The organism is Acidimicrobiales bacterium (genome assembly GCA_034521975.1).
Classification (GTDB): Bacteria; Actinomycetota; Acidimicrobiia; order Acidimicrobiales; family SKKL01; genus SKKL01.
Genome location: JAXHLR010000006.1, coordinates 598,374 through 623,643 on the forward strand (window position 1 = coordinate 598,374; position 25,270 = coordinate 623,643).

Below are 25,270 nucleotides of genomic sequence, written 5' to 3' on the forward strand. Positions count from 1 at the left end.
CGCACCGATGGTCACCGGCGGCACCATCGAGGGTAGTGGCGTTCAGATTCCGACGCCGCTCCACAACAGGACCAGCCACGCCGGGCCGGTGACGAGATAGGAGTCGAGGCGTCGCAGCGCGGGTGCCGGAGCACCGGCTCGAGGAAGGATCGCCGAGGCGAGGATCTGGCCCACCGGCGCGCTGGCTGCCGCGACCATGGCGTAGAGCCAGAGCCCGGCCGCATGGAACGGTGGCGGCTGCACGACCGCGGCCGCGCCGGTCACCACGATCACCGCCAGCAACCCCGAGAACGGCCCTTCGACGACGTTGGTCGCCCCGGAGCCGATCAGGTAGTCGCCGGACTCGTAGGCGGAGAGCATCAGAATCAGCATCACCGCCGCCCCGATGTCGAAGCGGTAGAGGACCACGACCGACGCGGCCGCCAAGCCAACGAACACCGAGGACCGCAGCGCCGCCCCGGCGTCGACGAGGGGATCGGTACGGCGCGGCTGGCGCGAGCTGGCGGCGAAGACGGCGACGAGGGCACCGACGATGATCGTCGCGCCGGCCAAGGCAACCCCCGCAGCGGCCGCGAGCGGGATCGCCCCACCGATGAGCGCGGCGATGGCCAGCTGGGGCCGTTGCCACTTGGTGCGAAGGGCCTTGGCGGTCTGGGCGGCGGCCAGCGCCGCGATGGCGCCGACCAGGACGGCCAGGGCGAACAATCCGAGGTAGACCGCGATGACGGCCGCCACGAACCAGGCAAGCCCGAGGCGCACGCGCGGGCCGTCGATGTCATAGACGATGCCGTACCGGGAGCTCGCCAGGCGCTGAAGCCGGTACGACTCCCCGTCGCTCGCTGCCGATTCGAGGCGTTCGGCCTGCTCTCCCTTTGTCGGCGACCGCCCCTTCGCCGAGGACCGCGTTGCCCTGTCCGGCGGTGCAGCCCGGCGGGTGGAGGTCGTGGCCGTCTTCGCCCTCTTCGACCGCGAGCGGCCGGGTTCGGCTCCCTCGGTGCCTCGATCGGTGGAACCGATGGGCACGGCCTTGCCCGGCACCCGGGACCTACCGGAAGTGCGGGCGCCGTCGCGTCTGGGTCTCGGCCCCACTAGCCCCCCGACACCGGCGGGAGCACCGCGATCTCGTCCTGGTCCGACACCGCTGATCCGAGATCCGCGGTGTCGCCGTTCAGCCACACGTTGGACCCGGAGAGCACCTCGGCGAAGTGGTCACCGAACACCCGGCGGGCCTCGTCGAGGACCTCGGCGACGGTGGACCCGGCCAGCTCGGACCGGCCGGTGCCGGCAGCCTCACGGGCAGACGCGAAGAGTCGGACGATCGCCACGGCCCGAAGTGTAGAGGAGCGATCGCGACCGCCCCAGGAGGGTCAGGAGGCAGGGAGCTCCTCCGCCAGGAGATCGAGCAGCAGGTTGTCGCCCCACGTCCCGTCGGCCCTCCGCTCGTACCGCCGCATGACGCCGACCTCGCGAAAGCCGATCGAGGTGTAGACGCCGATCGCCCGTTCGTTGGCAACCGGTGGGTCGATGACGATCCGGTGGTGCCCCCGGTCGTCGGCGAGGTGGCGCACGAGGGTGATGATGGCGTCGCGCCCCAGTCCCCGGCCGTGGTGGTCCGGGTCGACGAAGAGATCGAGACCGGCGTGGCGGTAGTCGGGGTCGTCCTGCTCGTAGTACTGGATGAACCCGACGAGTCGTCCAGCGTCGTCGCCGTCCAGCGGTTCGATGCCGAAGGACCCTCCGTCGCCCACGGCTACCAGTTCGTCGGCGACGCGCTCGCGGTCGTACCCCTCCCACCACCGTGCGACATCGGGGTGGGCCAGGATGCGGGTGAGCTCGTCGATGTCGTCCTCGGTCACGGGCCGCAGGCGGACCAGTCGGCCACTCAAGCTGGAGGGCATGCCGCCAGTCTCGCCCATCGGGGCACCCCGCGTATACCGTCCCACCTCATGACCGAGTTCCTCCTCGTCCGGCACGGCCAATCCACGTGGAACGCCGCCGGGAAGTGGCAGGGCCAGGCCGACCCGCCCCTGTCGGCCCTGGGGCGCCTCCAGGCCGAGCACGCAGGCCGATCGGTCGGGTTCGTCGACGTCATCGTGACCTCTGACCTCGAGCGGGCGCACCACACGGGGCTGATCATCGGCGAGGCGATCGGGGTCGGTCCGGTGGTGGTCGAGCCGGCACTTCGCGAGCGCGACGCCGGCGAGTGGTCCGGGAAGACCCGCGACCAGATCGAGGTCGAGTGGCCGGGATACCTCACCGCCGGCGACCGTCCTCCCGGGTGGGAACCCCAGGACCAGCTCATGGAGCGCGCCCTCGACACGCTGCACCGTCTCGAGACGAAGCACCCGGACGCCGAGGTACTGGTGATCACCCATGGGGGCGTGGTGTACGCCATCGAAGAGCACCACGGCGAACCGTGGTCCCGAATCGGCAACCTGGAGGCTCGACGGCTGCGGGTCGAACAAGGAACGACCACCTTGGGCGACCGCCTCGAGCTGATCGACCACGACGAGATCACCGTCCCCGACCAGCTCTGACCGCCCCCGGTGCCTACCATCGACCGCACGACTCGAGGGGGAACATGATGCCTGATCTGTTGGGGCTGTCTGCTCACATCATCGACGGAGGGGTGGCCGACGAACCCGTCAACCGGGTGACCCAGGAGCTCTCCGAGATCACCGACGGGATCTCGCTCGTCGAGTCGTTCTCCCACGTGGTCGCGGTCCGAACCGACGATGGACTGATCTGCTTCGACACGAGCGGCGCCCGGACCGGACCCGCGGTCGTCGACGCGCTGCGAGCCTGGACCGACGATCCGCTCCACACCCTCGTCTACACCCATGGACACGTGGACCACGTGGGGGGCAGTGGGGCCTTCGTGGCCGACGCCCACGAGCGTGGTGCGGGAGCCCCCGACGTGCTCGGCCACGAGAACGTGCTCGCCCGCATGGACCGCTACGACCTCACCAACGGCTACAACGTGACCATCAACGCCCGTCAGTTCGGTGGTCGCCGGGGTGCGGGTGCGCTGGGCCTCGGTGACCAAGCCCGGTTCCTCGCCGAGGACGTGGCCCGACCGTCGACCACCGTTGGCGATGCTCTCAACATCCGGATCGGCGGTATCGACATCGAGCTCCGCCACGCCAAGGGCGAGACCGACGACCATCTCTGGGCGTGGCTGCCCCAGCACCGCGCCATCTGCTCGGGCGACTTCTTGATCTGGAACTTCCCCAACGCCGGCAACCCCCAGAAGGTGCAGCGATACCCGCTCGAGTGGGCGCGGGCGCTGCGCGACATGATCGCCGTCGAGCCCGAGCTGCTGCTGCCCGCGCACGGACTCCCCATCGCCGGGAGGGAACGGATCGCGATGGTGCTCGACGACGTGGCCACCGCCCTCGAAGCGCTGGTGTCGGACACGCTGGCGCTGATGAACGAGGGCGCCACCCTCGACCACATCGTGAACACGGTGACGGTCGACCCGGACCTGTTGGCCAAGCCCTACCTGCGACCGCTCTACGACGAGCCCGAGTTCGTCGTCCGCAACATCTGGCGGCTCTACGGGGGCTGGTACGACGGCAATCCGTCACGGCTCAAACCGGCTCCCGACGCGGTGTTCGCCACCGAGGTCGCGTCGCTGGTCGGCGGCGTGGAACCGTTGGTCGACCGGGCCCGCGCCCTGGCCGACGCAGGCGATCTTCGCCTCGCGTGCCAGCTGGTGGAGCTGGCGACCCAGGCCGCCCCCGACGATCTCGACGCCCACGGGGCCAGGGCCGAGATCTACCAGGCACGGCGGCGGGCGGAGTCGTCGCTCATGGCCAAGGGCATCTACGGCTGGGCCGCGCGCCAGTCCCGCGAGCGGGCGGGCGGCGCCTGAGCGCCCGAGCGGCCATCATCGGGGGGAGATGACCTCCACGCTGGCCGACCACATCCCCGCCCCCGGCTCGGGAACCGATCCCGACGACCTGCTCGACGCCTTCACCTCCTGGGTGGGGACGCGTGGCATGACGCTGTACCCCGCCCAGGAGGAGGCGATCCTCGAGATCTACGCCGGGTCGAACGTCATCCTGGCCACCCCGACCGGGTCCGGGAAGTCGTTGGTGGCCCTCGCCGCCCACGCCGCCGCGCTCGCCGACGGCCGCCGCACCTTCTACACGGCTCCGATCAAGGCGCTGGTGTCGGAGAAGTTCTTCGACCTCTGCCGCGAGCTGGGGCGCGAGCACGTGGGGATGATGACCGGCGACGCCGCGGTGAACCCCAACGCCCCGGTCATCTGCGCCACCGCGGAGATCCTCGCCAATCTGGCGCTGCGCGAGGGCGAGGCCACCGACGTGGGTCAGGTGGTGATGGACGAGTTCCACTTCTACGCCGAGCCCGACCGTGGCTGGGCGTGGCAGGTGCCGCTGCTCACCCTCCCCCACACCCAGTTCGTGCTGATGTCGGCCACCCTGGGCGACACCAGGCGGTTCCAGACCGACCTGAGCCGGCGCACCGGCCGGTCCACGGTCGAGGTCGCACACACCGACCGGCCGGTACCACTGCACTACGAGTACAAGCGCACGGCCATGCACGACATCGTCGACGAGCTCCTCGAGCGAGACCTGACCCCCGCCTATGTCGTGCACTTCACCCAGGCCTCGGCGGTCGAGCGGGCCCAGGCGCTGATGAGCATCAACCTGTGCTCGCGAGAGGAGAAGGATGCCATCTCCGAAGCGCTCGGCGGGTTCCGCTTCGGGCCGGGGTTCGGCAAGTCGCTCAACCGCTACCTCCGCCATGGCATCGGGGTTCACCACGCGGGGATGCTCCCCAAGTACCGGCGCCTGGTCGAGCGCCTGGCCCAGGACGGCCACCTCAAGGTGATCTGTGGCACCGACACCTTGGGCGTTGGGATCAACGTGCCCATCCGCACGGTGCTGTTCACCCAGCTCTGCAAGTACGACGGCGTCAGCACCCGGCTCCTGACCGCCCGGGAGTTCCACCAGATCGCCGGTCGGGCCGGTCGGGCCGGTTACGACACCGCGGGCATGGTCTGGGCCCAGGCACCCGACCACGTGATCGAGAACGACAAGGCGCTGGCCAAGGTGGGCGACGACCCCAAGAAGAAGCGCAAGGTCGTGCGCAAGAAGCCGCCCACCCGCGGGTTCGTGCCGTGGAGCGAGGACACCTTCGACAAGCTGATCGCCGCGCCACCCGAGGTGCTGACCTCGAGCTTCAAGGTCAGCCACTCGATGCTGCTCAACGTGCTGGACCGTCCAGGCGATGGGTGCGGGGCGATGCGCGAGCTGCTGGTCGACAACCACGAGCCCCGGCCGGCACAGCGTCACCACATCCGCCGGGCGATCTCGATGTACCGGTCGATGCTCGGGTCGGGGGTGGTCGAGGTCCTCGACGAGCCCGACGACGAGGAACGTGTGGTGCGGGTCACCGTCGAGCTGCAGGCCGACTTCGCGCTCAACCAGCCGTTGTCGCCGTTCGTGCTCGAGGCCGTTCCGCTGCTCGACCGCGAGGCCGGCACCTACCCGCTCGACGTGCTGTCGCTGGTCGAGGCCGTGCTGGAGAACCCCGGGGTGATCCTGGCCGCGCAGCTCGACAAGCTTCGGGGCGAGCTGGTCGCCCGCCTCAAGTCCGAGGGGGTCGAGTACGACCAGCGGATGGAGGAGCTCGACAAGCTCGAGTACCCGAAGCCGCTGCGGGACTTCACCTACGACCTGTTCAACGCCTATGCCACCCGGCACCCGTGGGTGGCCGACCACAACATCAACCCCAAATCGGTGGCTCGCGAGCTCTACGAGCGGGCGATGACCTTTCACGACTACGTCGCCCACTACGGCCTGGCCCGCAGCGAGGGGCTCCTCCTCCGCTACCTGTCCGACACCTACAAGGGGCTGGTGCAGAACGTGCCCGAGGAGGCCAAGACCGACGAGGTCTACGACCTCACCGAGTGGCTGGGCGAGATGGTCCGCCAGGTCGACTCGAGCCTGCTCGAGGAGTGGGAAGCCCTCCAGCACCCCGAGGATCTCGACGAGGCCGCGGCCGCGCCGGTTCCGACCGAGCGGGTGGGCGCGGCCCGCGACGTGGTCACCGCCAACGACCGGGCGTTCCGGGTCATGGTGCGCAACGAGTCGTTCCGCTGGGTCGAGCTGCTGGCCCGCCGGGCCTACGGCGAGCTGGTGGAACGGGACGCCTCGGGCGAGTGGCGGTTGGAGTCGGTGGCCGAGGCGATGGCGCCGTACTGGGCCGAGCACGACTCGATCGGCATCGGTCCCGGTGCCCGCTCGGGCGAGCGGTTCCACCTCGCGCCGACAGGACGGACCTGGGAGGTGCGCCAGGTGCTCGACGACCCCGCCGGCGACGGCGACTGGGCGATCGTCGCCACCGTCGACCTCGATGCCAGCGACGAGGAGGGCGTGCCGGTCATGTCTCTCGTCGGCATCGAACAGCTCGGCTGATCCAACACTCGGATTCTGTGAAGACTTTCCAACCGCATGGGTTGGAAAGTCTTCACAGAACGCGGCGGTTCACGATTCGGCGACATGTCTCACCCCCCGATCGGCACCAGGCGGTCGCGGTTGGCGTTTGGGCGGTCGCGCGGCGATCCTGGCGCGATGGCCGAACGAAACGTCCTCGGTGGCGAGATCGAAGAGTGCGGCACCGACCCGCTCACCGGGTTCTTCCGCGACGGGTGCTGCAACACCGGGCCCGAAGATATGGGGAGCCACACCATCTGTGCGGTCGTCAGCGAGGAGTTCCTCGCTCATCAACGCAGCATCGGCAACGACCTGTCGACACCGATGCCGCAGTACCACTTCGCCGGGCTCAAGCCTGGCGACCGGTGGTGTGTCACGGCGGCCAACTGGCTCCGTGCCCACGAGGCGGGCGTCGCCGCGCCCGTGGTGCTCGCGTCGACCAACGAAGCCGTCCTCGGGCTCATCCCGTTGGACGTGCTCGAGCAGTACGCGGTCGACGTTCCCCCCGACCTGAGCGCGCTCGAGGACTGATCCCGCCGTCGGGGTCCCCGGCAGCGAGCGCGCGGCCGATCAGGGCGTGACGATGGGGAACCAGGCGGCGAATCGATCGAGGTGGTCGAACAGCTCGACGAGCGCATCGACGTCGCCCTCGATGGTGGCCGAACCAGCGGCGACCTGATCGGGAAAGGTGGTCGTCCCCGCCAGGATCTGGGCGAGGAGCGCTCGCGAGATGGTGACTGTCGCCGCGGCATCGGCCGCGTGGCGACCGGCAACGTGGTGCAGTGCACCGTTCTCCAGCCCCAGGATGTGATCCTCGCCGAGATCGGTGAACCGCCAGTTGACGAGGATGCGCTTGCCCGCAGCAGCCGGCCCGTTCAGCCGCACACCGAGCGCGTCGAAGATCTGCTCGACGCTGAGCGCCGCGAGCAACCCACCGCCTGCCCGCCCCTCGCCCGAGGGTGGCGGCCCCTCGGCCCGCAGTTCCTGTGCGCCGGTGAGGTAGAAGTTGCGCCACGGCCCCGACTCGGCCTGATAGCCCAGCTGTTCGAGCGCGTCGGCCTGGAGCGACCGGGCGGCCCGGTTCTCGGGATCGGCGAACACCACGTGGTTCACCAGCTCGGCCACCCACCGGTACTCGCCCGCGTCGAACGCCGACCGGCCGGCGGCGATGACCGCGTCGGCGCCGCCCATCAGCTCGACGTAGCGGCGTCCCGTCTCGGTCGGGGGCAGCGTGTGCAGGTTGGCGGGGTTGGCGTCGAACCAGCCCAGGTAGCGCTGGTACACCGCCTTCACGTTGTGGTTGATCGTGCCGTAGTAGCCGCGGGCGTGGAACTCGTCGGCGAGCTCGGGTGGGAGCGAATCGAGCTCCTCGGCGATCTCGACGGCGGTGAGCCCGTGGTTGGCCAGGCGCATGGTCTGGTCGTGCAGCCAGCGGTAGAGGTCGCGCTGCTGGGTGAGGAACCGGCGCACCTCGTCGACGCCCCACCGGGGCCAGTGGTGGCTGGCGAAGCACACGTCGGCATCGGCGGCGAACAGCTCGATGGCCTCGGCGATGTACTTGCTCCATGCCAAGGCGTCTCGCACCTGGGCGCCACGGGGCGTGTACACGTTGTGCATGGTGGCGGTGCAGTTCTCGGCCATGCAGAGGAGCCGTAGGTCGGGGAACAGGAAGTTCATCTCGGCGGGGGCTTCGGTACCCGGCGTGTACTGGAACACCAGGCGCACACCGTCGAGCACGAGCTCGGTGCCCGTCTCGGCGATCTCCTCGGTGGGAGCGATGAGCCCGACGGTGCCCTTCGGCGTGGTCTTTCCGAGCCCGGCATCGACGTGTCCGGTCGGGCTGACCGGCAACAACCCGCCGTACATGTACTGGGCGCGTCGCGACATGGCCGGTCCGGCGATCACGTTCTCGCTGACCGCCTCGGCCATGAAGCCGGTCGGAGCGATGATGCGAACCCGACCAGCCACCACGTCGTCCTCGTCGACCACCCCGTGCACCCCTCCGAAGTGGTCGACGTGGCTGTGGGTGTAGATGACCGCGACGACCGGGCGAGCGCCGAGGTGCTCGTCGGCCAGCGCCAGGCAGGCGGCCGCGGTCTCCGCCGTGGTGAGCGGGTCGATCACGATCCAGCCGGTGTCGCCGGCGACGAAGGTGACGTTGGAGAGGTCGTACCCGCGGGCCTGCCACACGCCGGGCACGACCTCGAACAGACCGTGGATCGAGTTGAGCTTCGCCTGACGCCACAGGCTGGGGTTGACGGTGTCGGGCGCAGCGCCGGCATCGCGCACGAAGTCGTGGGCCGAGGTGTCCCACGCCGCACGCCCGTCGGCGCGGTCGATGCGGCCGGTGGGATGTGTTGCAACCAGTCCCCTGGTGGCCAGCTCGTGATCGGTCGTGTCCTCCAGCGGCAACGACGCCGCAGCCGCCGCGTTGGCGAGGCGGGTGGCCTCGCTGGCCGGCTGGGGGGCGGCGCTCACGTACCTGCCAGCCGGGCGACCACCGGAGCCATCGCTTCCCACGCTCCGCCGGACACGACGATGTAGCTGAAGCCGAGCTCCTCGCGCCGTTGCACGAGGGTCTCACAGATCTGGTCGACCGAGCCCACGAGGATGTGGGGCAGGTCGTAGCCCCCGGTCAGGTCGACGCCGAAGCCAGGAGCCACCTGTTCCATCAGCTTGTCCGGGTCATCGGTGACAGCAGCGAAGAACACGGTCACCGACAACTCGAGGTCGTCGAACCGGTCGCCTGCCGCCTCCTTCATCCACTCCACCTTCTGGCGGGTGGCATCGCCGGTGCCGGTGACGAGCGCTTCGGGCCCCACCGCGCCCGAGGACAGGTCGAAGTTCACGCTGACGATGTCGGCCTCTCGGGCGGCGACACCGAGCATGCGCTTGGCCCCGGCTCCGATCATGATCGGCGGGCCACCGACCTGGACCGGCAGCGGATGGCCGGTGTGGTCGGTGATCGTGTAGTGCTCGCCGTCGAACGAGAACGGCTCGCCGGAGAAGCAACCTCGGATCACCGACAGGCCTTCGAGCATGCGGTCGATGCGGACGCCGGGCCGGTCGTAGTCGATGCCCGACTGCTCGTAGTCGGTGCGCATCCAGCCGGCGCCGATCCCCAGCTCGACCCGTCCCCCGGAGAGCACGTCGAGGCTGGCCATCTCCTTGGCCAGAACCAGGGGGTGGCGGTAGTCGTTGTCGAACACCAGGGCCCCGACACGCAGCTCGGTGGTGGCCTCGGCTGCGGCGGTGAGCGCGCTGATCGGGGCGAGCTGGCGGTCGAAGTGGTCGGGCATCAACAGCGTGGAGTAGCCCAGGTCCTCGACCTTGCGGGCCTGGTCCTGCCAGCTGCTGCCCTCCGGCGCGTCGCCGATCTGTGCCGCGAAGCGAAACGGTCGATGGCCTGCCATGAACACCCCCTGGGGTCGACTGGCCCCGAGTCTCGCCCCCGGGAACCGAACAGTCCAGCACGCGCCCCGCGCGCTCGCCTGCCCGGAACCCAGGAGTGGATCTGGATCGCCGGTGGACGGGTGGTGTCAGCCGACGGTGAGGGGGACCTCGGTGATGCCGACGCGCGAACCATCCCGGGCCGACAGGTCATAGGCCAACAAGACGATCGACTCCGGCGTGTCGTCGGGGAGCTCGAGGGTCTCGTCGAAGTCGCCGGGGGTGCCCGTCCCCGACGTGGCCATGGCGTAGGTCTCCTCGACCACCACATCGCCGTCGCTGTCGACGATCTCGAAGTACAGGGCGGCCTCGAAGGTGTTCGACCGGCCGGTCACCCGAATCGAGTCGCGCACCTCCTCACCGGGGCGCGGGGTCTCGATGAGGATGGCGGGGGTGAGGTGGTAGATGTCGCCCTCGAACTCGAAGTCGGCACGGGTGAGCGGATCGGCGATCATGAGCCCTTCGCCACCGAGCGTCTCCGCCGGTTCGCCGTCGAGATGAATGACGACCTCATCGACCGAGGGGAACTGGCTGGTGGTGAACACCACCTGGGCCAGCCGGGCGCTCATCGACAGGGTGCCACCACCGGACTCGAACTCGCCGGAGAGATCGACCGTGGCCTGGTTGTCGACGATGTCGACCCCCAGCAGCTCTGTGCCGTCGGGGATCTCGGTGTGGAGCCCGAGCGCCTCATCGTCGCCGTTGGGGCCGGCGAGGAGGGCCTCGAGGGCTTCGGCGGCCACGCCCAGCCCCTCGGCCTGGCGCACGTAGCCGACCTTCAGCTCCTCCCCGTCGAAGAAGTAGACCGACACCGGCGTGGTCTCCACCTCGGTGGTGGTGGTCTCCGCCTCGGTCGTGGTGGTGGTGGGATCGGCGCCCGTCGCGGTGGTGTCGGGCGCGGCGTCGTCGTCGTTACCGCACGCGCCGGCGATCACGACCAGGACCGCGACCACCGCCAGCCGGAGCATCAAGCGCTGCATCACCGGTGTTCTTCCCATGGGGGCAGTCTCCCAGAACGCGGACCCGAGCACGGCGCGGTTTGTGTCGGTACGCTCGCCCGATGGAACTGCGGGGCAAGCGAGTACTGGTCACCGGGGCATCGCGAGGCATCGGGGCCGCCTTGGCTCGACGCTTCGCGGTCGAGGGGGCGCAGCTGGCGCTGGTCGCCAGGTCGGCTCCGGCCCTCGAGGCCCTGGCCGACGAGCTCGGGGGCGACGCCTACGTGGCCGACCTCGCCAACGCCGAGGAGCGACGTTCGGTGTGGGATCGGATCATCACCGACGGCCCGGTCGATGTGCTGGTCAACAACGCCGCAATCGATGCGCCGAGCCCCATCGTCGGTTCGGACGGCAACACCAACGACCGGATCCTCGCACTCAACCTCAACGCTCCGATCGACCTGTGCCGCCTGGCGCTGCCCGGGATGCTCGCCAGCGACGGTGGACACATCGTGAACATGTCATCGATGGCCTCGGTTGCACCGATGCCGGGCTACTCCGTGTACTCGGCCTCCAAGGCGGGCCTGTCGCACTTCACCGCAGGGTTGCGCAGCGATCTCCGGGGGCGCCCGATCGACACCACCCTGGTGGAGGTCGGGCCGGTCAGCACCAGCGACATGTCCGACAACATGCGGGGCCTTCCCTCCTCGGGCCGAGCCCTGCGGCGTCTCGAACAGCTGCAGTTGATCATCGATGTCGACGTGCCGACCGTGGTGGACGCGACCGTCGAGGCCGTGATCCGGGGGCGTCGCCATGTACGCCTCCCACGCCGAGCCGCCGCCTTCTCGACCGCAGTCGAGCTTCCTCGCCGGTTCGTCGAGCTCGCCCTGACCGGAGTCAGGGTCTGATCCAGCCGAGGCAGGACGCTCAGCCGTCGGCCAGCTCGGGTGGGAACCCACCGGTGGCGATGGGGCCCCACCGGTCGATCGTGATCCGGATGAGGCACTTGCCTTGCTCGAGCATGGCCTCGCGGTACTCGTCCCAGTCGGGGTGCTCCCCGGAGATCGACCGGTAGTAGTCGACGAGCGGTTCGACGGCGTCGGGGAGGTCGATCACCTCGGCGGTACCGTCGACCTGGACCCATGGCCCGTTCCACTCGTCGGAGACGACACAGACCGACACCTGGGGACGGGCACGGAGGTTGACCACCTTGGCCCGCGCCGGATAGGTCGAGACGACCAGGCGTCCCTCGGCGTCGACACCGCCGGTGACCGGTGACATCTGCGGGCGGCCGTCGGCCCGGGTGGTGGACAGCATCAGGCGGTGGCGGGGGCGGAGAAACTCGAGCAGACCGGCACGGTCGACACGGGTGTTGGTCGCGATCTTGCGGGGCATGTGTCCCAGTCTGCCCGGCAGCGCGCCGCGTCGCGGGAACGGCGGGCGGCCCAGCCGTGTAGTTGGTTGAATGGCTCCCACCAGGCTCAACCCGTGGAAGGTTCCCATGTCTGCTCGAAGCACCGCGTCCCTTCGTCGCACCGTCCGTCGCAGTGCCACCGCTCTCGGGCTGCTCCTGCTCGCCGGTCTCGTCGCCGCCGGCCTTCGTGGGTGCCATGGTCGCCGGTGGGACCATCGGCTTCGCCGGCACCGAGCTCGGTGGGGTCGAGACCATCATCGCCGCGTCGGTCCTGATCGGTGGACTGGTGCTGCTGGCGGCCAGGCACGCCCCGCTCGGCTGGTAACTGCTGCCCATGGTGGCCATCGCCGGCGCCGCCCACGGCAACGCCCACGGTCTCGAGGCACCAGCCGCCGCGGCACCGGTCGCCTACGTGGTCGCGTTCGTGCTCGCCACCTCGATCCTGCACGCGGCCGGAGCGATCGCCGGTGTCGCCATGCGCCGCTTCGACCTCGGCCGGGTCGTCGGTGGCGTGGTGCTGGCCGCCTTTGGGCTCACCCTCGTCGCCACCTGATCGAGGTGCTCGGCCTGCCGGTCGGTCAGGCCGTGCGACTGGCGAGCACGAACCGGTCGAGGTCGGCCAGCTCGTGGTCGATGGCCGCGAGCAACCGGTCGAGGTCGGTGACCACACCCTCGTCGACCTGCACCCCGAACCGGAGCTGGTCGCCATAGGTGACGATGCTGAGGCCGACACCGATCGACCCGGACGTGGGCACCCACAGCATGAAGTCCTGCACCGGCACCCCACCGAGGCTGATCGGAGCCCGCGGGCCGATGATGTTGGTGATGATCGCGGTGCACTTGCCGGTGAAGAGCTCCATCCACGCCTTGGCCATGCCACGAGCGGGGACGGCACCGACCATGGCCATGCCCCCTCGCACCACTTCGCCCTCGGGCGACGCCTTGATCTTGGCCATTCGGCGTCGGATGTGGTCCAGCCGGGCCCGCGGGTCGGCGATGCCGACGGGCAGGTTGATGAACACCAGGCCGAGCTGGTTGCCCAGTGCCGGATCGAGCGGCGCGTCGAGGTCGCGGAGGTTGAACGGGATCGTCACCCCCACCCGGTAGGGGATCGAACCGTGCTGCTCGAAGTAGCGGTGGAGGGCTCCGGCGAAGATGGCCAGGGCCACATCGTTGACCGTCGCACCGGTGGCTTCGGCGACCAGCTTCACGCCGTCGAGGTCAACGGCGTTCGACCACCCCAGTTGCTTGGCTCCCGTCAGGGGTGCCCGCATCGCGTTCTTCTGGTCGGCGAGCATCGCCAGCTTGCGGTACACCTTCAGGTTGGCACGCGCCTCGCCGGCGGCATCGAGCAGTCGTGCCGGGTTGGCGAACACCGCGAGCCCGTCGGGTACGGCGAGCCCGGGTTGGCCAGCGCTGCGACCCTGGTCGGTGGCGTCCACCGGCATCTGCCCGCGGTGGGAAACCTCGGTGCCGGGAGGATCGGCCATGGCCAGCAGCACCTGGACCAGCGCCAGACCGTCGGCCATCGAGTGATGACTGCGGAGCAACATCGCGGACCGACCATCAGCGCCGTCGATGAGCTGCAACTTCCAACGGGGGCGCTCGGGATCGAGCAGGGTGGCGACCTCGGGACCGAGGTGGCTCCGCAACGAGGCCTCGAAGTCGTCGCCACCGAGCTGGACCCGCTCGACGTGGCGATCGAGCGAAAAGGCGGGATCGTCCTCCCAGTGCGGCCCACCGAGGTTGCCGAGCGTGGGCGGTTCCTGGGTCACGCGCTGGCGGAAGCGTGGGAAGACCCCGACGACACGGTCGACGAACCGCTCGACGACCCGCGTCCAGTCGGGGCGGCCGCCGAGGATGACCAGGGTGTTGACCACCATCGGATTGTCGACGCCGTCCATGTGCAGCCACGTCGCGTCGTCGAGGGACACCCGCTGCTTGGTCGCCACCGCTGCACCTCCCGGCCGCCATCGTGCGATGGCACCACGCTACCCGTGTTCGGCTGCGACAGGCCCCTCGTTCGGGGGCTCACCAGGCTGCAACACGATCGTCACGTTTGGGCCACTCCGGGCCGGGTAGCCGTCACGACATGAAGACTTACGTCTGTCCCGAGTTCGCCGCCACCGGCATCGAGCTGCAGATCATCGAGCTGGAGGCCCAGCGGGAGGCAGCATCCGAGCAGGGCTGGGCCGACGAAGCTTCCGGCTACGACGACGAGATCGCGCAGCTGTGGAGCCGCCTCGCCGAGCTGGCCGACCATCTGCCCGAGTCGAACGCCCCCGCTGCGGCCTGAGCCCGTCGAGCCTCCCGCTGCCCGGTTCCACTGTTTCGGGCAGCGGGACCGCGCGACCTCGAGTCGGGTGCACGCGGGCACGGTAGGTTCGAGCCGTGCTGCGCGACATGGTCGAGACCATCAGATCGGTGGCCCGCTTCGCCCCGGTCGAATCAGATCCCACCACCCGGCGCCTGAACCGGGCCGCATCGGTCACCGATCTGCGCCGCGCCGCGCGCCGCCGCCTGCCGCGGGGCATCTTCGACTACCTCGACGGTGGTGCCGAGGACGAACGCACCCTGGCCGCGAACACCGGCGACTTCGCGTCGGTGGGCCTCCGTCCCCGCGTGCTGCGCGACGTGAGCTCCGTCGACACCTCGAGCACCCTGCTGGGGCGATCGCTGCCGCTGCCGCTGGTCCTGGCACCGACCGGCTTCACCCGGATCGCCGACCCCGAGGGAGAACTGGCGGTGGCGAGGGCGGCAGCGCGCGCCCGGCTGCCCTACACGCTGTCGACGCTGGCAACCCGCTCGATCGAAGAGGTCGCGAGCACCAGCGCTGGACCGCTGTGGTTCCAGGTCTATGTCTGGCGTGACCGTGGGCTGGTCACCGAACTGCTGTCCCGTGCTGCCGACAGCGGCTACGAGGCCATCGTCCTCACCGTCGACACCGCCGTGCCCGGGCGGCGCGAGCGCGACGTGCGCCGAGGGTTCTCCCTGCCCCCCAAGATCGGGCCGGGCACCCTCGTCGACGGCGCCCTCCACCCAAGCTGGACGTGGAGCTTCGTGCGCTCCGAGCCGATCACCTTTGCCAACGTGGCCGGACAGGGGGTCGGCGACGGGTCGACGGCGGTGAGCCTGGCCGACTACATCGCGTCGCAGTTCGACCCCACCCTGTCGTGGGCCGACCTCGACTGGCTGCGGTCGGCGTGGAGCGGGCCGATCGTGATCAAGGGGATCCAGAGCGTCGCCGACGCCACGCTCGCCACCGAGGCCGGGATCGACGCCATCGCCCTGTCCAACCACGGCGGACGCCAGCTCGACACCGCACCGAGCCCGATCAGCCTGGTCGCGCCGGTGGTCGATGCCGTCGGCGACCGGGTCGAGGTCATCTGCGACGGTGGCGTACGCCGCGGCAGCGACATCGTGAAGGCCCTCGCCCTCGGCGCGGACGCCTGCACGATCGGGCGCGCCTACCTCTGGGGCCTGGCTGCCGCGGGCGAACGCGGCGTCGACCACGTGCTCGACCTGCTGGCCGACGACGTCGCCCGGACCATGGCCCTGCTCGGTGTCACCTCGATCGACGAGCTCGGTCCCGACCTCGTCACCGCTCCTACCGGCCCGGTCGCGGGCGACGCCAAGTAGCCTGTCGCCGGGCCGCTAGCTCATCGGGTAGAGCAGGGGACTTTTAATCCCAAGGTGCCGGGTTCGAGCCCCGGGCGGCCTACCACCCAATCAGTCCAGCGTGCCGTAGGCGCCGGCCTCGCCCTCGGCGGGCCGCGACGCCGATCGCACCGCCTCGCCTGCTGCGGCGACCGCCTCGGCGAAAGGGCCGACCGTGTGCTCGTGTCCGGCGTGCACGGTGCAGTGCAGCGAGTCGGGTGGACCCTGACGGTCGCAGTACCAACCGCTTCGACCCAGTTCGTCGGCGACGGCGAAGGTGTCGACATCGGTGAAGCGGAAGGCGATGAGCGTGGTGGGGGTGTCGCCGAGCACCTCGACGCCGGGGATTGCCTCCAGCCGGCGTCGCAGCGACAACGTGGAGCGCCGGGCGATGTCGGTCAGGTGCAGGTATCCGTCGTCGCCCACGTGTTGCATGACCGCCCAGGCGGCGGCGATCGGGCCTCCGCTCTTGGTGCCCAGAACCCCGGAGCTGCCATAGAGACCACCGGTCCAGTTGTCGGTGACGAAGCCCTGGTAGCTGCGCAGGGTCTTGTCGCGATGGATGATCACCGACGCGCCCTTGGCCGTGTAGCCGTACTTGTGCAGATCGATCGACATCGACGTCACGCCCGGCACCGCGAAGTCGAAGGAGGGGATGTCCTCACCCAGGCGGCGCAGGAACGGCAGGGTGACCCCGCCCATGCAGGCGTCGACGTGGCAGTTGATGCCCCGATCCGCAGCCAGGGCGGCGAGATCCTCGATGGGGTCGATCACCCCCTGGGGGTACTGCGGGGCGGAGCCGACCACCATCACCGTGTCGGGGGTGATCGCCGCCTCCATGGCCGCGACGTCGGCGCGGAAGTCGTCGCCCACGGGCACCCGCACCGACCGCACCCCGAAGTAGTGCGCCCCCTTCTCGAACGCGGCATGGGCCGACACCGGCAGCACCATCTCGGGTTCGGTCGTCCCCCACTCGGATCGCCCCCGCTCTCGGGCGGCCTTGACCGCCATGAGGATGCTCTCGGTACCACCGGTGGTCATGAACCCCGCGGCGTCGTCCCCGCCGTTGAGCCAGCCCGCCACCGCGGCCACCACCTCGGACTGCATCCGCCGCACGCTGGGGAAGGCCGCCAGGTTCAGTGCGTTGGCGGACAGGTAGCGATCGTTGGCCGCCCGGGCCACCCGGTAGATCTCCTCGGTGGCGAAGTACGCCAAGCTGAAGACTCGGCCACCGTGCCAGTCGACGTCGTCGGCGGCCATCTCGTCGAGCTCGGCCAACACCTCGTCTGCGGGTCGACCCTGCTTGGGGAGCTGCATCGACCGAGTCTGCCAGGCTGGTGGTCAATCGGCGACAGAAGACGGCGGGCTGAGGCGACCGATGAGCGCGCTCGCCGCGGCCGATGCCGGGCTCATGATGTGCACACGGGCACCCGGTCCGACCAGCGCACGCACCGGACGGTTCGCGGTGGAGGCCAACCGTGCGCCCGGTGCCACCGCGTCGCCGTTGGTGCCGATGCACAGCGAACAGCCCGGGTCGCGCCATTCGAACCCTGCGTCGAGAAAGATGCGGTGCAACCCTTCGGCCTCGGCCTGGCGCTTGACCGGCCACGAACCGGGCACCACCCAGGCCGGCACCTGCGCCCGTCCGCCCCGTGCGACCGCGGCCGCGGCCCGGATGTCTTCGACCCGGGCGTTGGCGCACGAGCCGATGAAGACCTGGTCGATCTCGATCTGGTCGATGGGGGTGCCGGGTTGGAGGTCCTGGTCGATCAGCGCCCGCCGGTCACGCTCGGCCGGCTCGCCGCCGCGGGGCATGGGTACCGCCCCGTCGAGTGGTGCCACCTGGTCGATGTGGGTCCCCCAGGTGGTGTGGGGTCGCACCTCCTCGGCGAGGAGACCGAGATCGGCATCGAAGTCGGCGCCGGGGTCGGTCCCGAGCGATTCCCATTCGGCGACCGCTCGGTCCCAGGCGGCACCGGTCGGGGCGAAGGGCCGGCCGGCCAGGTACTGCTCGGTCAACCGGTCGGGGGCGATCACGACCGCGGTGGCGCCGGCTTCGACCGCGAGGTTGCACAGCGTCATCCTGGCTTCGACCGACAGCCGGCGAACCACCGGGCCGACGAGCTCGAGGAAGCGTCCGGCCACCGCACCGGAGCCGACGCGGCCGAGTAGCCACAGCGCCAGATCCTTGCCGGTGGCGTCGCTGGTCAGCGAGCCGGGCACGCTCACCCGCACCACACCCGGCCATGGACGCCGAACCGTGCCGGTCTCCACCACCTCGGCCACCTCGGCATCGGAGATCACCAGCGCCAGCCCGCCCAGACCGCCCAGGGTCGAGACGTGGGCGTCGGCCCCGACCACGAGGTTCCCGGGAAGCACCATGCCCTGCTCGGCGGCGACCACGTTGACGATCCCGCCGCGATGGTCACCGGGGCCGAACAACGGGAGGCCCACCGCGTCGCTGGTGCGCTCGAGACGTTCGACCGCGGACATGAGCTGGGCACCCTGACGCGGACCACCATCGGAGGGGATGGTGGGGAACTGCTGGTCGGAGCAGGCGATGATGCGATCCGGTTCGGAGACGCGCCACGCACCATGGTGGGCACGGCCCACCAGCCCCACCTGGTGCTCGTGCAACAGGATCCGGTCGACGGACAGGTGGTGGAACGCTGGTTCGTCGTCCGCGGCCGGGGAGGCGGCCAGGTGGGAAGCCCAGATCTTGTCGACCAGGGTGGTGGGGGTGGGCGGTGCCGCATCCGTCCGCCCGACGCGACGTCGTGGAGGCATCCGAGACATCACTGCCGAGGCTACCGGTGAGAAACCTCTGGCCCACGTGGCGGGAGCGTGGCGTGTGATCAGCGGGGGCTGTTGATCAGTTGGCGTCGAAGAAGTCGAGGATCAGGGTCGTGGCATCGATCTCGGCCGGTGCGAGCGGGTCGTCGGCCCGCGGCCATGCGTGGCCACCGCCGATGAGGCTGTAGAGCACCACGTCGATGCCGGCGTCGCACCCATCCCAGTCGCGGCGGACGACCACGCCCGAGACCGAGCTGGAGCGGGGGTCCGCGTCGCAGCCGCCGACCTCGGCCCAGGCGTCGAAGGTCTCCTCGACCGGTGGCATCCAGATGTCGGGACGTCGCAGCAGTGGTCCACCCAGGTAGGGCACGATCGAGTCGGCGGTGCCGTGGATGCCGAGCACCGACACCGGCCCCGATGGGCACACGATGGGGAACCGGTGCGCGGCGACCGCCCCGATGGCGCGGAACCGTCCCCCGGCGTGGCACGCGAGCACGTTGGTCATCGTCGAGCCGTTGGAAAACCCGGCGGCATAGACACGATCGAGGTCGACACAGGTCGCCGATCCGATCCAGTCGACGAGCGACGCCAGGTATCCGGGGTCGTCGGGGTAGATGCCGGGGAACAGCTCCCACACCTGCAACGGCACCTCGTCGCTGGGCGGCATGCCCTCGGGGATCAGCACCACATAGCCCCGTTCGGCGGCGGGGGTCGAGAAGGGAAGGAACGCGTCGTGACTCGCGGCGCTGGCGGCCGACCCGTGCAGGCTGAACACGACCGGCGGCGGGCCGGTGACGGCCACCTGTGGTTCCGGCAGGTGCACGATCACCTGACGGTCGACCTCCAACCACCTCCGGGTGTGCACACCGGCGTCGATCGACGTTGCGGTCCGACACGCCGGCGACGGACGCCCTGCACGCACGGTGGGGACGGATGGATCACGGGACGGGGGCGGCGCCTCGACCGGCGGGGTCTGGGCGTGCACCGGCGTGTTGGGATCGTCGTCGGGCCCACAGGCGACCACCGACGACAATCCGAGGACGATGCACAGCAGTCCCCCACCGCTGCGCATCGAGCGCCGACGGATCACGCCAGGATCCTATCTGTCCGGCGTCGATGCCGACCGCGAGCCTGAGGCGGTCCGCATCGGGGTAGGTTCGATGGGATGCTGACGACTTCGAGGAGCTGGCGGTGAGCGACGTACCGCAGGGCCCCGGGTGGTGGCGCGCCTCCGACGGGCTGTACTACCCACCCGAGGCACGGTCCGGTTCGAGACGTGACGGCCCCGGCGGCCAGGACGGCGACCAACCACCCCGAGACGACTCCGACCCCACCGCCCAGGGTGAGGACGACGACTCCGAGGAACCAGATGCCGAGGCATCCGGTGACCAGATGCCCGCCGACGAAGGGGCGGGAGACCAGCCGGTCGTCGAGGACGCGACCCCACCGGTGGTGTCCGACGGTGCGGGGGGCGACGGCTGGGTCCGCGAACCCGATGATGGGACCGACCGCGCCACATCTCGCCGGCGGCGGCGCTGGGTGGTACCGGTGCTGGTGCTCATCGTGTTGTTGGTCGCCGTCGCCGCCGCGGTGGGCGCCTGGTTCCTGCTCGACCTCGGCGAGGACGACGACGACGCCGGTGCCCCATCCACCACCGAGACGGCCGATGGCACCGACCCCACCACCACCGTCGAGGACACCACGACCACCACCGAGGACGACGGCGAGGTCTCGGCGTTCGACCTGGGCGCCGGCGACTGCTTCGACACCACCGATGTCGACTCCGGTGAGGGCCTCGTCGTCACGACCGTGATGCTGGTCGACTGCGCCGAACCCCACCGTGCCGAGGTGTTCGGGGTCGAGCGGCTCGCAACACCCCTCGGAGAACCGTTCCCCGGCGCCGAGGCGCGCGACGAGGACAGCCAGGCGCTGTGCGAGCCCGGGTTCGAGCAGTACGTGGGCGTGCCGCTCGCCGAATCCGAGTTGGTGCTGCTGTGGCTGGCGCCGACCGAGGAGTCCTGGGCCGACGACGACCGCGAGGTGGCGTGTGCGGTGGCCGCACCCGACGAGCAGCTGCTCACCGAGTCGGTCGAGGGATCACAGCGCTGAGCTGAGCCCGACTGAGCCGGCGCCGCTACATTGCCGGGACGACCTGGGGAGACGAAGGGAAGCGATCGTGGTGCACAAGCGCTACTTCAACTCGATCGACGCGGTAGAGCTCACCTTCGAGCTCGACCGTCCCGACGCTGCCGAGGCCGCGGTCGCGGTCGACGCCCTCGGCTGGGTCGCGGTGCCCATGCGCCGGTACCCGCGAGGATCCGGACCCCTCAAGGCCAAGCTCCGGCTCCCACGCGACGGCGACATCGAGTTCCGCTACCTGGTCGACGGATCCGAGTGGTGCAACGATCCGCATGCCGACGGCACGCGGGCGAACGGTCTGGGTGGCGAGAACAGCGTGCTGGTCACCGCGACCGGCGGTGGCTGACCAGCTTCAGTCACCAGCCCAGGCGAGCAGGGCGAAGGCCATGGCAACGTGCATCGCCGCGCCGGTGGTCATGGCGTGGTCGTCCATGCGCATCAGGTTGGAGTGACAGGCAGCCGCCTGGCGGGGATCGGCCACGTCGGGAGGGCACACCCCGAGGAAGGCCATCGCACCGGGGATGCGCTTCAGGATCATCGACCAGTCCTCGGCCCCCATCAGGGGAGCCGGCGACTCGACGGCGCGTCCGCCGCGCACCACCTCGCCACCGACCTCGAGGGCGAGCTCGGCGATCCCCGCGTGGTTCACGGTCACCGGGTACTGGGGGACCACCTCGACCTCGGCGGCCATTCCGTGCGCCGAGGCGATCCCCTCCGCCAGTCGCACCAGATCGGCGTGCACGCCCGCCCTGGTCGCCTCCGACACGGTGCGGATCGTGCCCGAGAGCTCGGCGGTCTCGGGGATGACGTTGGTGGTCGTTCCCGCCTGGATCCTGGCGATGGTGACCACGGCCGGGGCGAACACGTCGACGCGGCGGGTGACCATCGTCTGGATGGCACCGACGATCTCGCAGGCGACCGGCACCGGGTCGGCGGTGAAGTGCGGGGTCGAGGCATGACCGCCACGACCCCGAACGGTGATGAACAGCTCGTCGGCCGAGGCCATGAACGGCCCGGGTCGGGTCATGATCCATCCCGACGGCAGGTTGGGGGTGACGTGGATCGCGAAGCCGGCGTCGACGCCGTCGAGCACGCCGTCGTCGATCATGTGCTGGGCGCCGCCGAACCCCTCCTCGCCGGGCTGGAACATGAACCGCACCCGACCCTGGAGCTCGTCACGTCGGGCGACCAGCTGCCGGACGGCGGCGACCAGCATCGACACGTGGGCATCGTGGCCGCAGGCGTGCATGGCACCGGACACCTCGCTGGCATGGTCGAGACCGGTGTCCTCGGGCATGGGAAGGGCGTCCATGTCGGCTCGCAGCAGCACCGTGGGGCCCGGGTGGGCACCGTCGAGCGTGGCGACGACCGAGGTGCAGGTCGATCCCGTCTCGATCCGGAGCGGAAGCCCATCGAGCTCGGCGAGCACGGCCGCCTGGGTGCCGGGCAGCTGCAGACCCAGCTCGGGCCGACGGTGCAGGCGGTGCCGCAGCTCGACCATCTCCGGCAGAGCCGAGACCATGTCGTCATGAATCGTGCTCATCGGACCGGCCACCGCGCCGACCGTAGCCCGCCAGGGGCCGCTCAGCGTGGGACACGGGGTGGTGGGTCGATCACAACCGACCCACCACCGCTGCGGACCCTGATCGTCCGCTCGGCGAACTCCTCGGTCTCGACCCTCGTCTCGACCTCTCCGCCATCGGCGCTGACGGTCACCTCGTATGGGGCCTCGGGCAGGATCAGCTCGACGTCACCTCCGCTGGTGGCGACGTCGACCCGGCTGGGAGCGTCGGTGAACCACGCCTGCACGTCTCCTCCGTGGGTGTCGACGACCAGCTCGTCGCTGGCGAGGTCCGTGGCCTCGACCCGGCCGTTGGAGGTGATGATGCGCACCCAACCGTCCAGACCCTCGGCGGTGACCGTTCCGGCGTCGGTGCGCACGTCGACCCGCACCCCTTCAGGCACCTCGATCCGGTGAGCGACCGAGCAGGTCGCCAATGGGACCAGGACGCGGGGACAGGTTGCGTGAATGCGGGCGGTGGACTCGTCGACGGCCGCCACCAGGTCGGGGGGCCGGAGGCGCCAGGCCGAGGTGCGCTGCACCGTCACATCACCACTCGAACCCTCCACGAGCTCGATGTCTCCGCTGGCCACCTGCAGGTCGATGCGGTCGACCGGTCCCGCCAGCGTGACCGAGCTGAACTCCCGGCGGTCGAGCAGGCGGGCGGCTCCGAGTCCGACGGCGCCGAGGATGACGACCACGACGAGCGCGGCGATCACCTTCAGCCAGCGTGGCCACCGCTGGGCCCGGCGGCGCGCCCTCGGCAGCGTCCGCGAGCTGTTGAGATCGGTCATGGGTTGGGCCATCCTCGACTACTTCCTCGTCGCTCCCGAGGGAGCCATGGTAGGTCCGGGCAGGAGGTCACCCCGGCCAGGCCACTAACCTGGCCACGGTGAACGACGCTGCCCCTGTGCTCGCATCCGAGCTGGTTCCCTGGTGGTTCGCAGCGGCGTTCTGGCTGGCACTCGCCGCGCTGGTCGCGATGGCCGTTCGCGACGTGCGCCGGATGGGTGGCCCACGAACCGTGCTGTCCAGGGTCCGCCGAGCAGCCCAGCGCCGCGCGGTGGGCGACGCTCCCGAGGCGGGCGCGACCACTGCGGACGAGGGCCACTCGTCGGGAACAGACGACCGAGCCGACTAGTGCCGATCGGTCGCAGATCCGTCGGCACGGGGGACGACGCCCAGCTCGCAGAGCAGGTCGACCACCGCAGCGGCCTGCTCGGCAGGCGTGCCCGTCGACACCTCGAGCTCGGGAGTGGTGGGGGGCTCCCAGGGGTCGTCGAGTCCGGTCAGTCCCGAGATCTCGCCCGCTCTGGCCTTGGCGTAGAGCCCCTTGGGGTCGCGCCGCTCGCACTCGTCGAGCGGCGTGGCCACGTGCACCTCGACGAAGGGGAGTCCGGCGGCGTCGTGCCGGGCCCGCACCCGGTCGCGATCGTTGCGGTAGGGGCTGACCAACGGGGCGAGTGCGACCACTCCGGCATCGGCGAGCACCAGCGCGACCTCGCCCACGCGCCGCACGTTCTCGGCTCGGTCCTCGGCGCTGAAGCCGAGCCCGGCGTTGAGGCCGTGGCGCAGGTTGTCGCCGTCGAGCACGTAGGCGGGGATGCCCTTCCCCACCAGGCGTGACTCCACCTCGAACGCGAGGGTGGACTTCCCCGATCCGGACAAGCCGGTGAGCCACACGGTCGCACCCGTCACGCCCAGTTGGCGCTGCCGGTCGGCCCGATCGATGGCCCCGGCGTGCCAGGTGACCTCGGGGTGCGGATCTCGGTGCCCGGTACCGCCTGGCCGGCCGGTCGCCATCGTCACCCCAGCGCCGTGCGCAACGCGGCCGCGGACTCCGAGAGCGCACGTGCGCCGGCGTCGAGGAACGGGGCGAGTTGGAACATGGCGTGCACGGTGTCGGGGTAGTCCGAGTGCACGACCTCGACCCCCGCGGAGCGGAGGGTGTCGGCATAGACGGATCCCTCGTCACGCAACGGGTCGAACCCGGCGGTGATCACCAGGGCCGGCGGTAGGTCGCGATGGTCCTCGGCCAGCAGCGGCGACACCCGCCAATCGTGGCCGAGTGCGGGATCCGGCCGGTAGCTGGCGGAGAAGAGCTCCATGTGCTCCAAGGTGAGCACATGGCCGGTGCCGTTCTCGCGGCGCGACGGGTAGCGGTCGGTCGCCTCCTCACGGAGGTCGACGGCGGGGTACACCAGCAGCTGGAAGTCGAGCGCCGGCCCGCCATGGTCGCGGGCCATCAGGGCGAGTACCGCCGCCAGGTTTCCTCCGCCGCTGTCACCACCGACCGCGAGTCGGTCGGGTCGGCCACCGATCTCCGCGCCATGATCGGCCACCCAGGTCAGTGCCGCCCACGCGTCGTCGAGCGCGGCGGGGAAGGGGTGCTCGGGAGCCAGCCGGTAGTCGACCGACACCACCACCACCGATGCCTCCTCGCAGAGGGTCCGGCAGGGATGATCGTGGGTGTCGAGGTCTCCGATGGTCCAGCCGCCGCCGTGCAGGTACACCAGCACGCCGAAGGGTCCATCCCCCGACGGCGAGTACACCCGCACGGGAACCTCACCTGCCGGTCCGGGGATCGTCCGGTCGGTGGTAGCGACCGGTGGGCCGGGCGGCACCATGTCGGCCAGGGCTGCGTACTCCCGGCGAAGGGTCGCGACCTCGAGCGGTGGGCGCTCTTCGGGAGCCGCGGTTGCCATCATCTCGAGCAGCTGCTGTTCCTGCGGGCCGACCGGCATCGACGCTCCTCCTGTCCACGACCACCGGCACCCTAGCGAAACCTCCACCTCACCAGCCGACCACCGACGGTGGGCGAGCTACACCGCGAGGTGCCGATGTGGCTAGCGTG

Annotated in this window: 25 protein-coding genes, 1 tRNA gene and 1 pseudogene; 12 read left to right on the forward strand and 15 right to left on the reverse strand. The window is 70.4% G+C overall.

The window, feature by feature from the left end; all coding sequences use genetic code 11:
- Nucleotides 1–42: 42 nt before the first annotated feature.
- The 3 genes from U5K29_12395 to U5K29_12405 all read right to left on the reverse strand — a co-directional run bounded on the left by U5K29_12395 (nucleotide 43) and on the right by U5K29_12405 (nucleotide 1,898).
- Nucleotides 43–759, reverse strand: a complete 717-nt coding sequence (locus U5K29_12395; protein MDZ7679338.1) for a hypothetical protein — start codon at nucleotides 757–759, stop codon at nucleotides 43–45.
- A gap of 329 nt (nucleotides 760–1,088) precedes the next feature.
- Nucleotides 1,089–1,325 carry a MoaD/ThiS family protein gene (locus U5K29_12400; protein ID MDZ7679339.1) on the reverse strand — a complete coding sequence of 79 codons (237 nt, stop codon included), beginning with the start codon at nucleotides 1,323–1,325 and terminating at the stop codon, nucleotides 1,089–1,091.
- A 42-nt stretch (nucleotides 1,326–1,367) separates the two neighbouring features.
- Nucleotides 1,368–1,898, reverse strand: coding sequence for a GNAT family protein (locus U5K29_12405; GenBank protein MDZ7679340.1), 531 nt, complete (start codon nucleotides 1,896–1,898; stop codon nucleotides 1,368–1,370).
- 48 nt (nucleotides 1,899–1,946) lie between these two features.
- On the opposite strand from U5K29_12405, the gene U5K29_12410 reads away from it, so the two are divergent.
- The 4 genes from U5K29_12410 to U5K29_12425 all read left to right on the forward strand — a co-directional run bounded on the left by U5K29_12410 (nucleotide 1,947) and on the right by U5K29_12425 (nucleotide 6,995).
- The gene (locus tag U5K29_12410; GenBank protein MDZ7679341.1) at nucleotides 1,947–2,537 is read left to right on the forward strand and encodes a histidine phosphatase family protein; all 591 of its coding nucleotides are present in this window, start codon (nucleotides 1,947–1,949) and stop codon (nucleotides 2,535–2,537) included.
- 47 nt (nucleotides 2,538–2,584) lie between these two features.
- Complete coding sequence (locus U5K29_12415; GenBank protein MDZ7679342.1) at nucleotides 2,585–3,874, forward strand: alkyl sulfatase dimerization domain-containing protein; 1,290 nt, start codon at nucleotides 2,585–2,587, stop codon at nucleotides 3,872–3,874.
- A gap of 28 nt (nucleotides 3,875–3,902) precedes the next feature.
- Entirely contained in the window at nucleotides 3,903–6,446 is a 2,544-nt protein-coding gene (locus U5K29_12420; protein ID MDZ7679343.1) for a DUF3516 domain-containing protein, read from the forward strand.
- Nucleotides 6,447–6,602: 156 nt separating this feature from the next.
- Complete coding sequence (locus U5K29_12425; protein MDZ7679344.1) at nucleotides 6,603–6,995, forward strand: DUF2237 domain-containing protein; 393 nt, start codon at nucleotides 6,603–6,605, stop codon at nucleotides 6,993–6,995.
- 39 nt (nucleotides 6,996–7,034) lie between these two features.
- Here U5K29_12425 and U5K29_12430 read toward each other — a convergent pair whose 3' ends face one another.
- The 3 genes from U5K29_12430 to U5K29_12440 all read right to left on the reverse strand — a co-directional run bounded on the left by U5K29_12430 (nucleotide 7,035) and on the right by U5K29_12440 (nucleotide 10,912).
- Complete coding sequence (locus U5K29_12430) at nucleotides 7,035–8,942, reverse strand: alkyl sulfatase dimerization domain-containing protein (GenBank protein ID MDZ7679345.1); 1,908 nt, start codon at nucleotides 8,940–8,942, stop codon at nucleotides 7,035–7,037.
- On the reverse strand, nucleotides 8,939–9,877 hold the full coding sequence (locus U5K29_12435) for a TIGR03621 family F420-dependent LLM class oxidoreductase (GenBank protein ID MDZ7679346.1): 939 nt from the start codon (nucleotides 9,875–9,877) through the stop codon (nucleotides 8,939–8,941). The genes U5K29_12430 and U5K29_12435 overlap by 4 nt, the downstream gene beginning before the upstream one ends.
- Nucleotides 9,878–10,003: 126 nt before the next feature.
- A complete protein-coding gene (locus U5K29_12440; GenBank protein MDZ7679347.1) occupies nucleotides 10,004–10,912 on the reverse strand; it encodes a Gmad2 immunoglobulin-like domain-containing protein in 909 nt (302 codons plus the stop codon).
- A gap of 62 nt (nucleotides 10,913–10,974) precedes the next feature.
- Here U5K29_12440 and U5K29_12445 point away from each other — a divergent pair, with 62 nt between their 5' ends.
- A complete protein-coding gene (locus U5K29_12445) occupies nucleotides 10,975–11,760 on the forward strand; it encodes an SDR family NAD(P)-dependent oxidoreductase (GenBank protein MDZ7679348.1) in 786 nt (261 codons plus the stop codon).
- 19 nt (nucleotides 11,761–11,779) lie between these two features.
- Here U5K29_12445 and U5K29_12450 read toward each other — a convergent pair whose 3' ends face one another.
- Nucleotides 11,780–12,247 carry a PPOX class F420-dependent oxidoreductase gene (locus U5K29_12450; GenBank protein ID MDZ7679349.1) on the reverse strand — a complete coding sequence of 156 codons (468 nt, stop codon included), beginning with the start codon at nucleotides 12,245–12,247 and terminating at the stop codon, nucleotides 11,780–11,782.
- Nucleotides 12,248–12,399: 152 nt separating this feature from the next.
- Here U5K29_12450 and U5K29_12455 point away from each other — a divergent pair.
- Nucleotides 12,400–12,819, forward strand: a pseudogene (locus tag U5K29_12455) (HupE/UreJ family protein).
- Between the two features lie 25 nt (nucleotides 12,820–12,844).
- Here U5K29_12455 and U5K29_12460 read toward each other — a convergent pair.
- Nucleotides 12,845–14,218 (reverse strand): WS/DGAT domain-containing protein, encoded by a 1,374-nt coding sequence (locus U5K29_12460; protein MDZ7679350.1) that lies wholly within the window; start codon nucleotides 14,216–14,218, stop codon nucleotides 12,845–12,847.
- A gap of 140 nt (nucleotides 14,219–14,358) precedes the next feature.
- On the opposite strand from U5K29_12460, the gene U5K29_12465 reads away from it, so the two are divergent.
- The 3 genes from U5K29_12465 to U5K29_12475 all read left to right on the forward strand — a co-directional run bounded on the left by U5K29_12465 (nucleotide 14,359) and on the right by U5K29_12475 (nucleotide 15,990).
- Entirely contained in the window at nucleotides 14,359–14,562 is a 204-nt protein-coding gene (locus U5K29_12465) for a hypothetical protein (GenBank protein MDZ7679351.1), read from the forward strand.
- A 95-nt stretch (nucleotides 14,563–14,657) separates the two neighbouring features.
- The gene (locus tag U5K29_12470; protein MDZ7679352.1) at nucleotides 14,658–15,905 is read left to right on the forward strand and encodes an alpha-hydroxy acid oxidase; all 1,248 of its coding nucleotides are present in this window, start codon (nucleotides 14,658–14,660) and stop codon (nucleotides 15,903–15,905) included.
- A gap of 9 nt (nucleotides 15,906–15,914) precedes the next feature.
- Nucleotides 15,915–15,990 (forward strand) — tRNA-Lys (locus U5K29_12475).
- 5 nt (nucleotides 15,991–15,995) lie between these two features.
- Here the strand turns inward: U5K29_12475 and U5K29_12480 are convergent.
- From U5K29_12480 to U5K29_12490, 3 genes are all read right to left on the reverse strand, one after another.
- Nucleotides 15,996–17,240: an aminotransferase class V-fold PLP-dependent enzyme gene (locus tag U5K29_12480; protein MDZ7679353.1), complete on the reverse strand. Its 1,245-nt coding sequence runs from the start codon at nucleotides 17,238–17,240 to the stop codon at nucleotides 15,996–15,998.
- A 24-nt stretch (nucleotides 17,241–17,264) separates the two neighbouring features.
- Nucleotides 17,265–18,719: an aconitase family protein gene (locus tag U5K29_12485; protein MDZ7679354.1), complete on the reverse strand. Its 1,455-nt coding sequence runs from the start codon at nucleotides 18,717–18,719 to the stop codon at nucleotides 17,265–17,267.
- A gap of 76 nt (nucleotides 18,720–18,795) precedes the next feature.
- Nucleotides 18,796–19,806 (reverse strand): PHB depolymerase family esterase, encoded by a 1,011-nt coding sequence (locus U5K29_12490; protein ID MDZ7679355.1) that lies wholly within the window; start codon nucleotides 19,804–19,806, stop codon nucleotides 18,796–18,798.
- Between the two features lie 101 nt (nucleotides 19,807–19,907).
- On the opposite strand from U5K29_12490, the gene U5K29_12495 reads away from it, so the two are divergent.
- Nucleotides 19,908–20,825 carry a septum formation family protein gene (locus tag U5K29_12495; GenBank protein ID MDZ7679356.1) on the forward strand — a complete coding sequence of 306 codons (918 nt, stop codon included), beginning with the start codon at nucleotides 19,908–19,910 and terminating at the stop codon, nucleotides 20,823–20,825.
- Nucleotides 20,826–20,892: 67 nt separating this feature from the next.
- A complete protein-coding gene (locus U5K29_12500) occupies nucleotides 20,893–21,201 on the forward strand; it encodes an isoamylase early set domain-containing protein (GenBank protein MDZ7679357.1) in 309 nt (102 codons plus the stop codon).
- Between the two features lie 6 nt (nucleotides 21,202–21,207).
- Here the strand turns inward: U5K29_12500 and U5K29_12505 are convergent, their stop codons facing one another.
- Nucleotides 21,208–22,398, reverse strand: coding sequence for a M20 family metallopeptidase (locus U5K29_12505; protein ID MDZ7679358.1), 1,191 nt, complete (start codon nucleotides 22,396–22,398; stop codon nucleotides 21,208–21,210).
- 41 nt (nucleotides 22,399–22,439) lie between these two features.
- Nucleotides 22,440–23,210, reverse strand: a complete 771-nt coding sequence (locus U5K29_12510) for a DUF4097 family beta strand repeat-containing protein (GenBank protein ID MDZ7679359.1) — start codon at nucleotides 23,208–23,210, stop codon at nucleotides 22,440–22,442.
- Between the two features lie 98 nt (nucleotides 23,211–23,308).
- Here U5K29_12510 and U5K29_12515 point away from each other — a divergent pair, with 98 nt between their 5' ends.
- Nucleotides 23,309–23,557 (forward strand): hypothetical protein, encoded by a 249-nt coding sequence (locus U5K29_12515; GenBank protein MDZ7679360.1) that lies wholly within the window; start codon nucleotides 23,309–23,311, stop codon nucleotides 23,555–23,557.
- Here the strand turns inward: U5K29_12515 and cysC are convergent.
- Together cysC and U5K29_12525 are read right to left on the reverse strand one after the other, a co-directional pair.
- Nucleotides 23,554–24,219 (reverse strand): adenylyl-sulfate kinase, encoded by a 666-nt coding sequence (cysC, locus tag U5K29_12520; protein MDZ7679361.1) that lies wholly within the window; start codon nucleotides 24,217–24,219, stop codon nucleotides 23,554–23,556. The genes U5K29_12515 and cysC overlap by 4 nt on opposite strands.
- A 2-nt stretch (nucleotides 24,220–24,221) precedes the next feature.
- The gene (locus tag U5K29_12525; protein ID MDZ7679362.1) at nucleotides 24,222–25,160 is read right to left on the reverse strand and encodes an alpha/beta hydrolase; all 939 of its coding nucleotides are present in this window, start codon (nucleotides 25,158–25,160) and stop codon (nucleotides 24,222–24,224) included.
- Between the last annotated feature and the right edge of the window lie 110 nt (nucleotides 25,161–25,270).

What these genes read in the sequence shown, in the direction of transcription:
- U5K29_12425 (MDZ7679344.1), top strand. Translation starts at nt 6,603, where the DNA reads ATGGCCGAACGAAACGTCCTCGGTGGCGAGATCGAAGAGTGCGGCACC.
- U5K29_12485 (MDZ7679354.1), bottom strand. Translation starts at nt 18,719, where the DNA reads ATGTCTCGGATGCCTCCACGACGTCGCGTCGGGCGGACGGATGCGGCA.
- U5K29_12510 (MDZ7679359.1), bottom strand. Translation starts at nt 23,210, where the DNA reads ATGACCGATCTCAACAGCTCGCGGACGCTGCCGAGGGCGCGCCGCCGG.
- U5K29_12415 (MDZ7679342.1), top strand. Translation starts at nt 2,585, where the DNA reads ATGCCTGATCTGTTGGGGCTGTCTGCTCACATCATCGACGGAGGGGTG.
- U5K29_12420 (MDZ7679343.1), top strand. Translation starts at nt 3,903, where the DNA reads ATGACCTCCACGCTGGCCGACCACATCCCCGCCCCCGGCTCGGGAACC.
- U5K29_12440 (MDZ7679347.1), bottom strand. Translation starts at nt 10,912, where the DNA reads ATGGGAAGAACACCGGTGATGCAGCGCTTGATGCTCCGGCTGGCGGTG.
- U5K29_12465 (MDZ7679351.1), top strand. Translation starts at nt 14,359, where the DNA reads ATGAAGACTTACGTCTGTCCCGAGTTCGCCGCCACCGGCATCGAGCTG.
- U5K29_12480 (MDZ7679353.1), bottom strand. Translation starts at nt 17,240, where the DNA reads ATGCAGCTCCCCAAGCAGGGTCGACCCGCAGACGAGGTGTTGGCCGAG.
- U5K29_12435 (MDZ7679346.1), bottom strand. Translation starts at nt 9,877, where the DNA reads ATGGCAGGCCATCGACCGTTTCGCTTCGCGGCACAGATCGGCGACGCG.
- U5K29_12405 (MDZ7679340.1), bottom strand. Translation starts at nt 1,898, where the DNA reads ATGCCCTCCAGCTTGAGTGGCCGACTGGTCCGCCTGCGGCCCGTGACC.
- cysC (MDZ7679361.1), bottom strand. Translation starts at nt 24,219, where the DNA reads ATGGCGACCGGCCGGCCAGGCGGTACCGGGCACCGAGATCCGCACCCC.
- U5K29_12450 (MDZ7679349.1), bottom strand. Translation starts at nt 12,247, where the DNA reads ATGCCCCGCAAGATCGCGACCAACACCCGTGTCGACCGTGCCGGTCTG.
- U5K29_12445 (MDZ7679348.1), top strand. Translation starts at nt 10,975, where the DNA reads ATGGAACTGCGGGGCAAGCGAGTACTGGTCACCGGGGCATCGCGAGGC.
- U5K29_12505 (MDZ7679358.1), bottom strand. Translation starts at nt 22,398, where the DNA reads ATGAGCACGATTCATGACGACATGGTCTCGGCTCTGCCGGAGATGGTC.
- U5K29_12525 (MDZ7679362.1), bottom strand. Translation starts at nt 25,160, where the DNA reads ATGCCGGTCGGCCCGCAGGAACAGCAGCTGCTCGAGATGATGGCAACC.
- U5K29_12410 (MDZ7679341.1), top strand. Translation starts at nt 1,947, where the DNA reads ATGACCGAGTTCCTCCTCGTCCGGCACGGCCAATCCACGTGGAACGCC.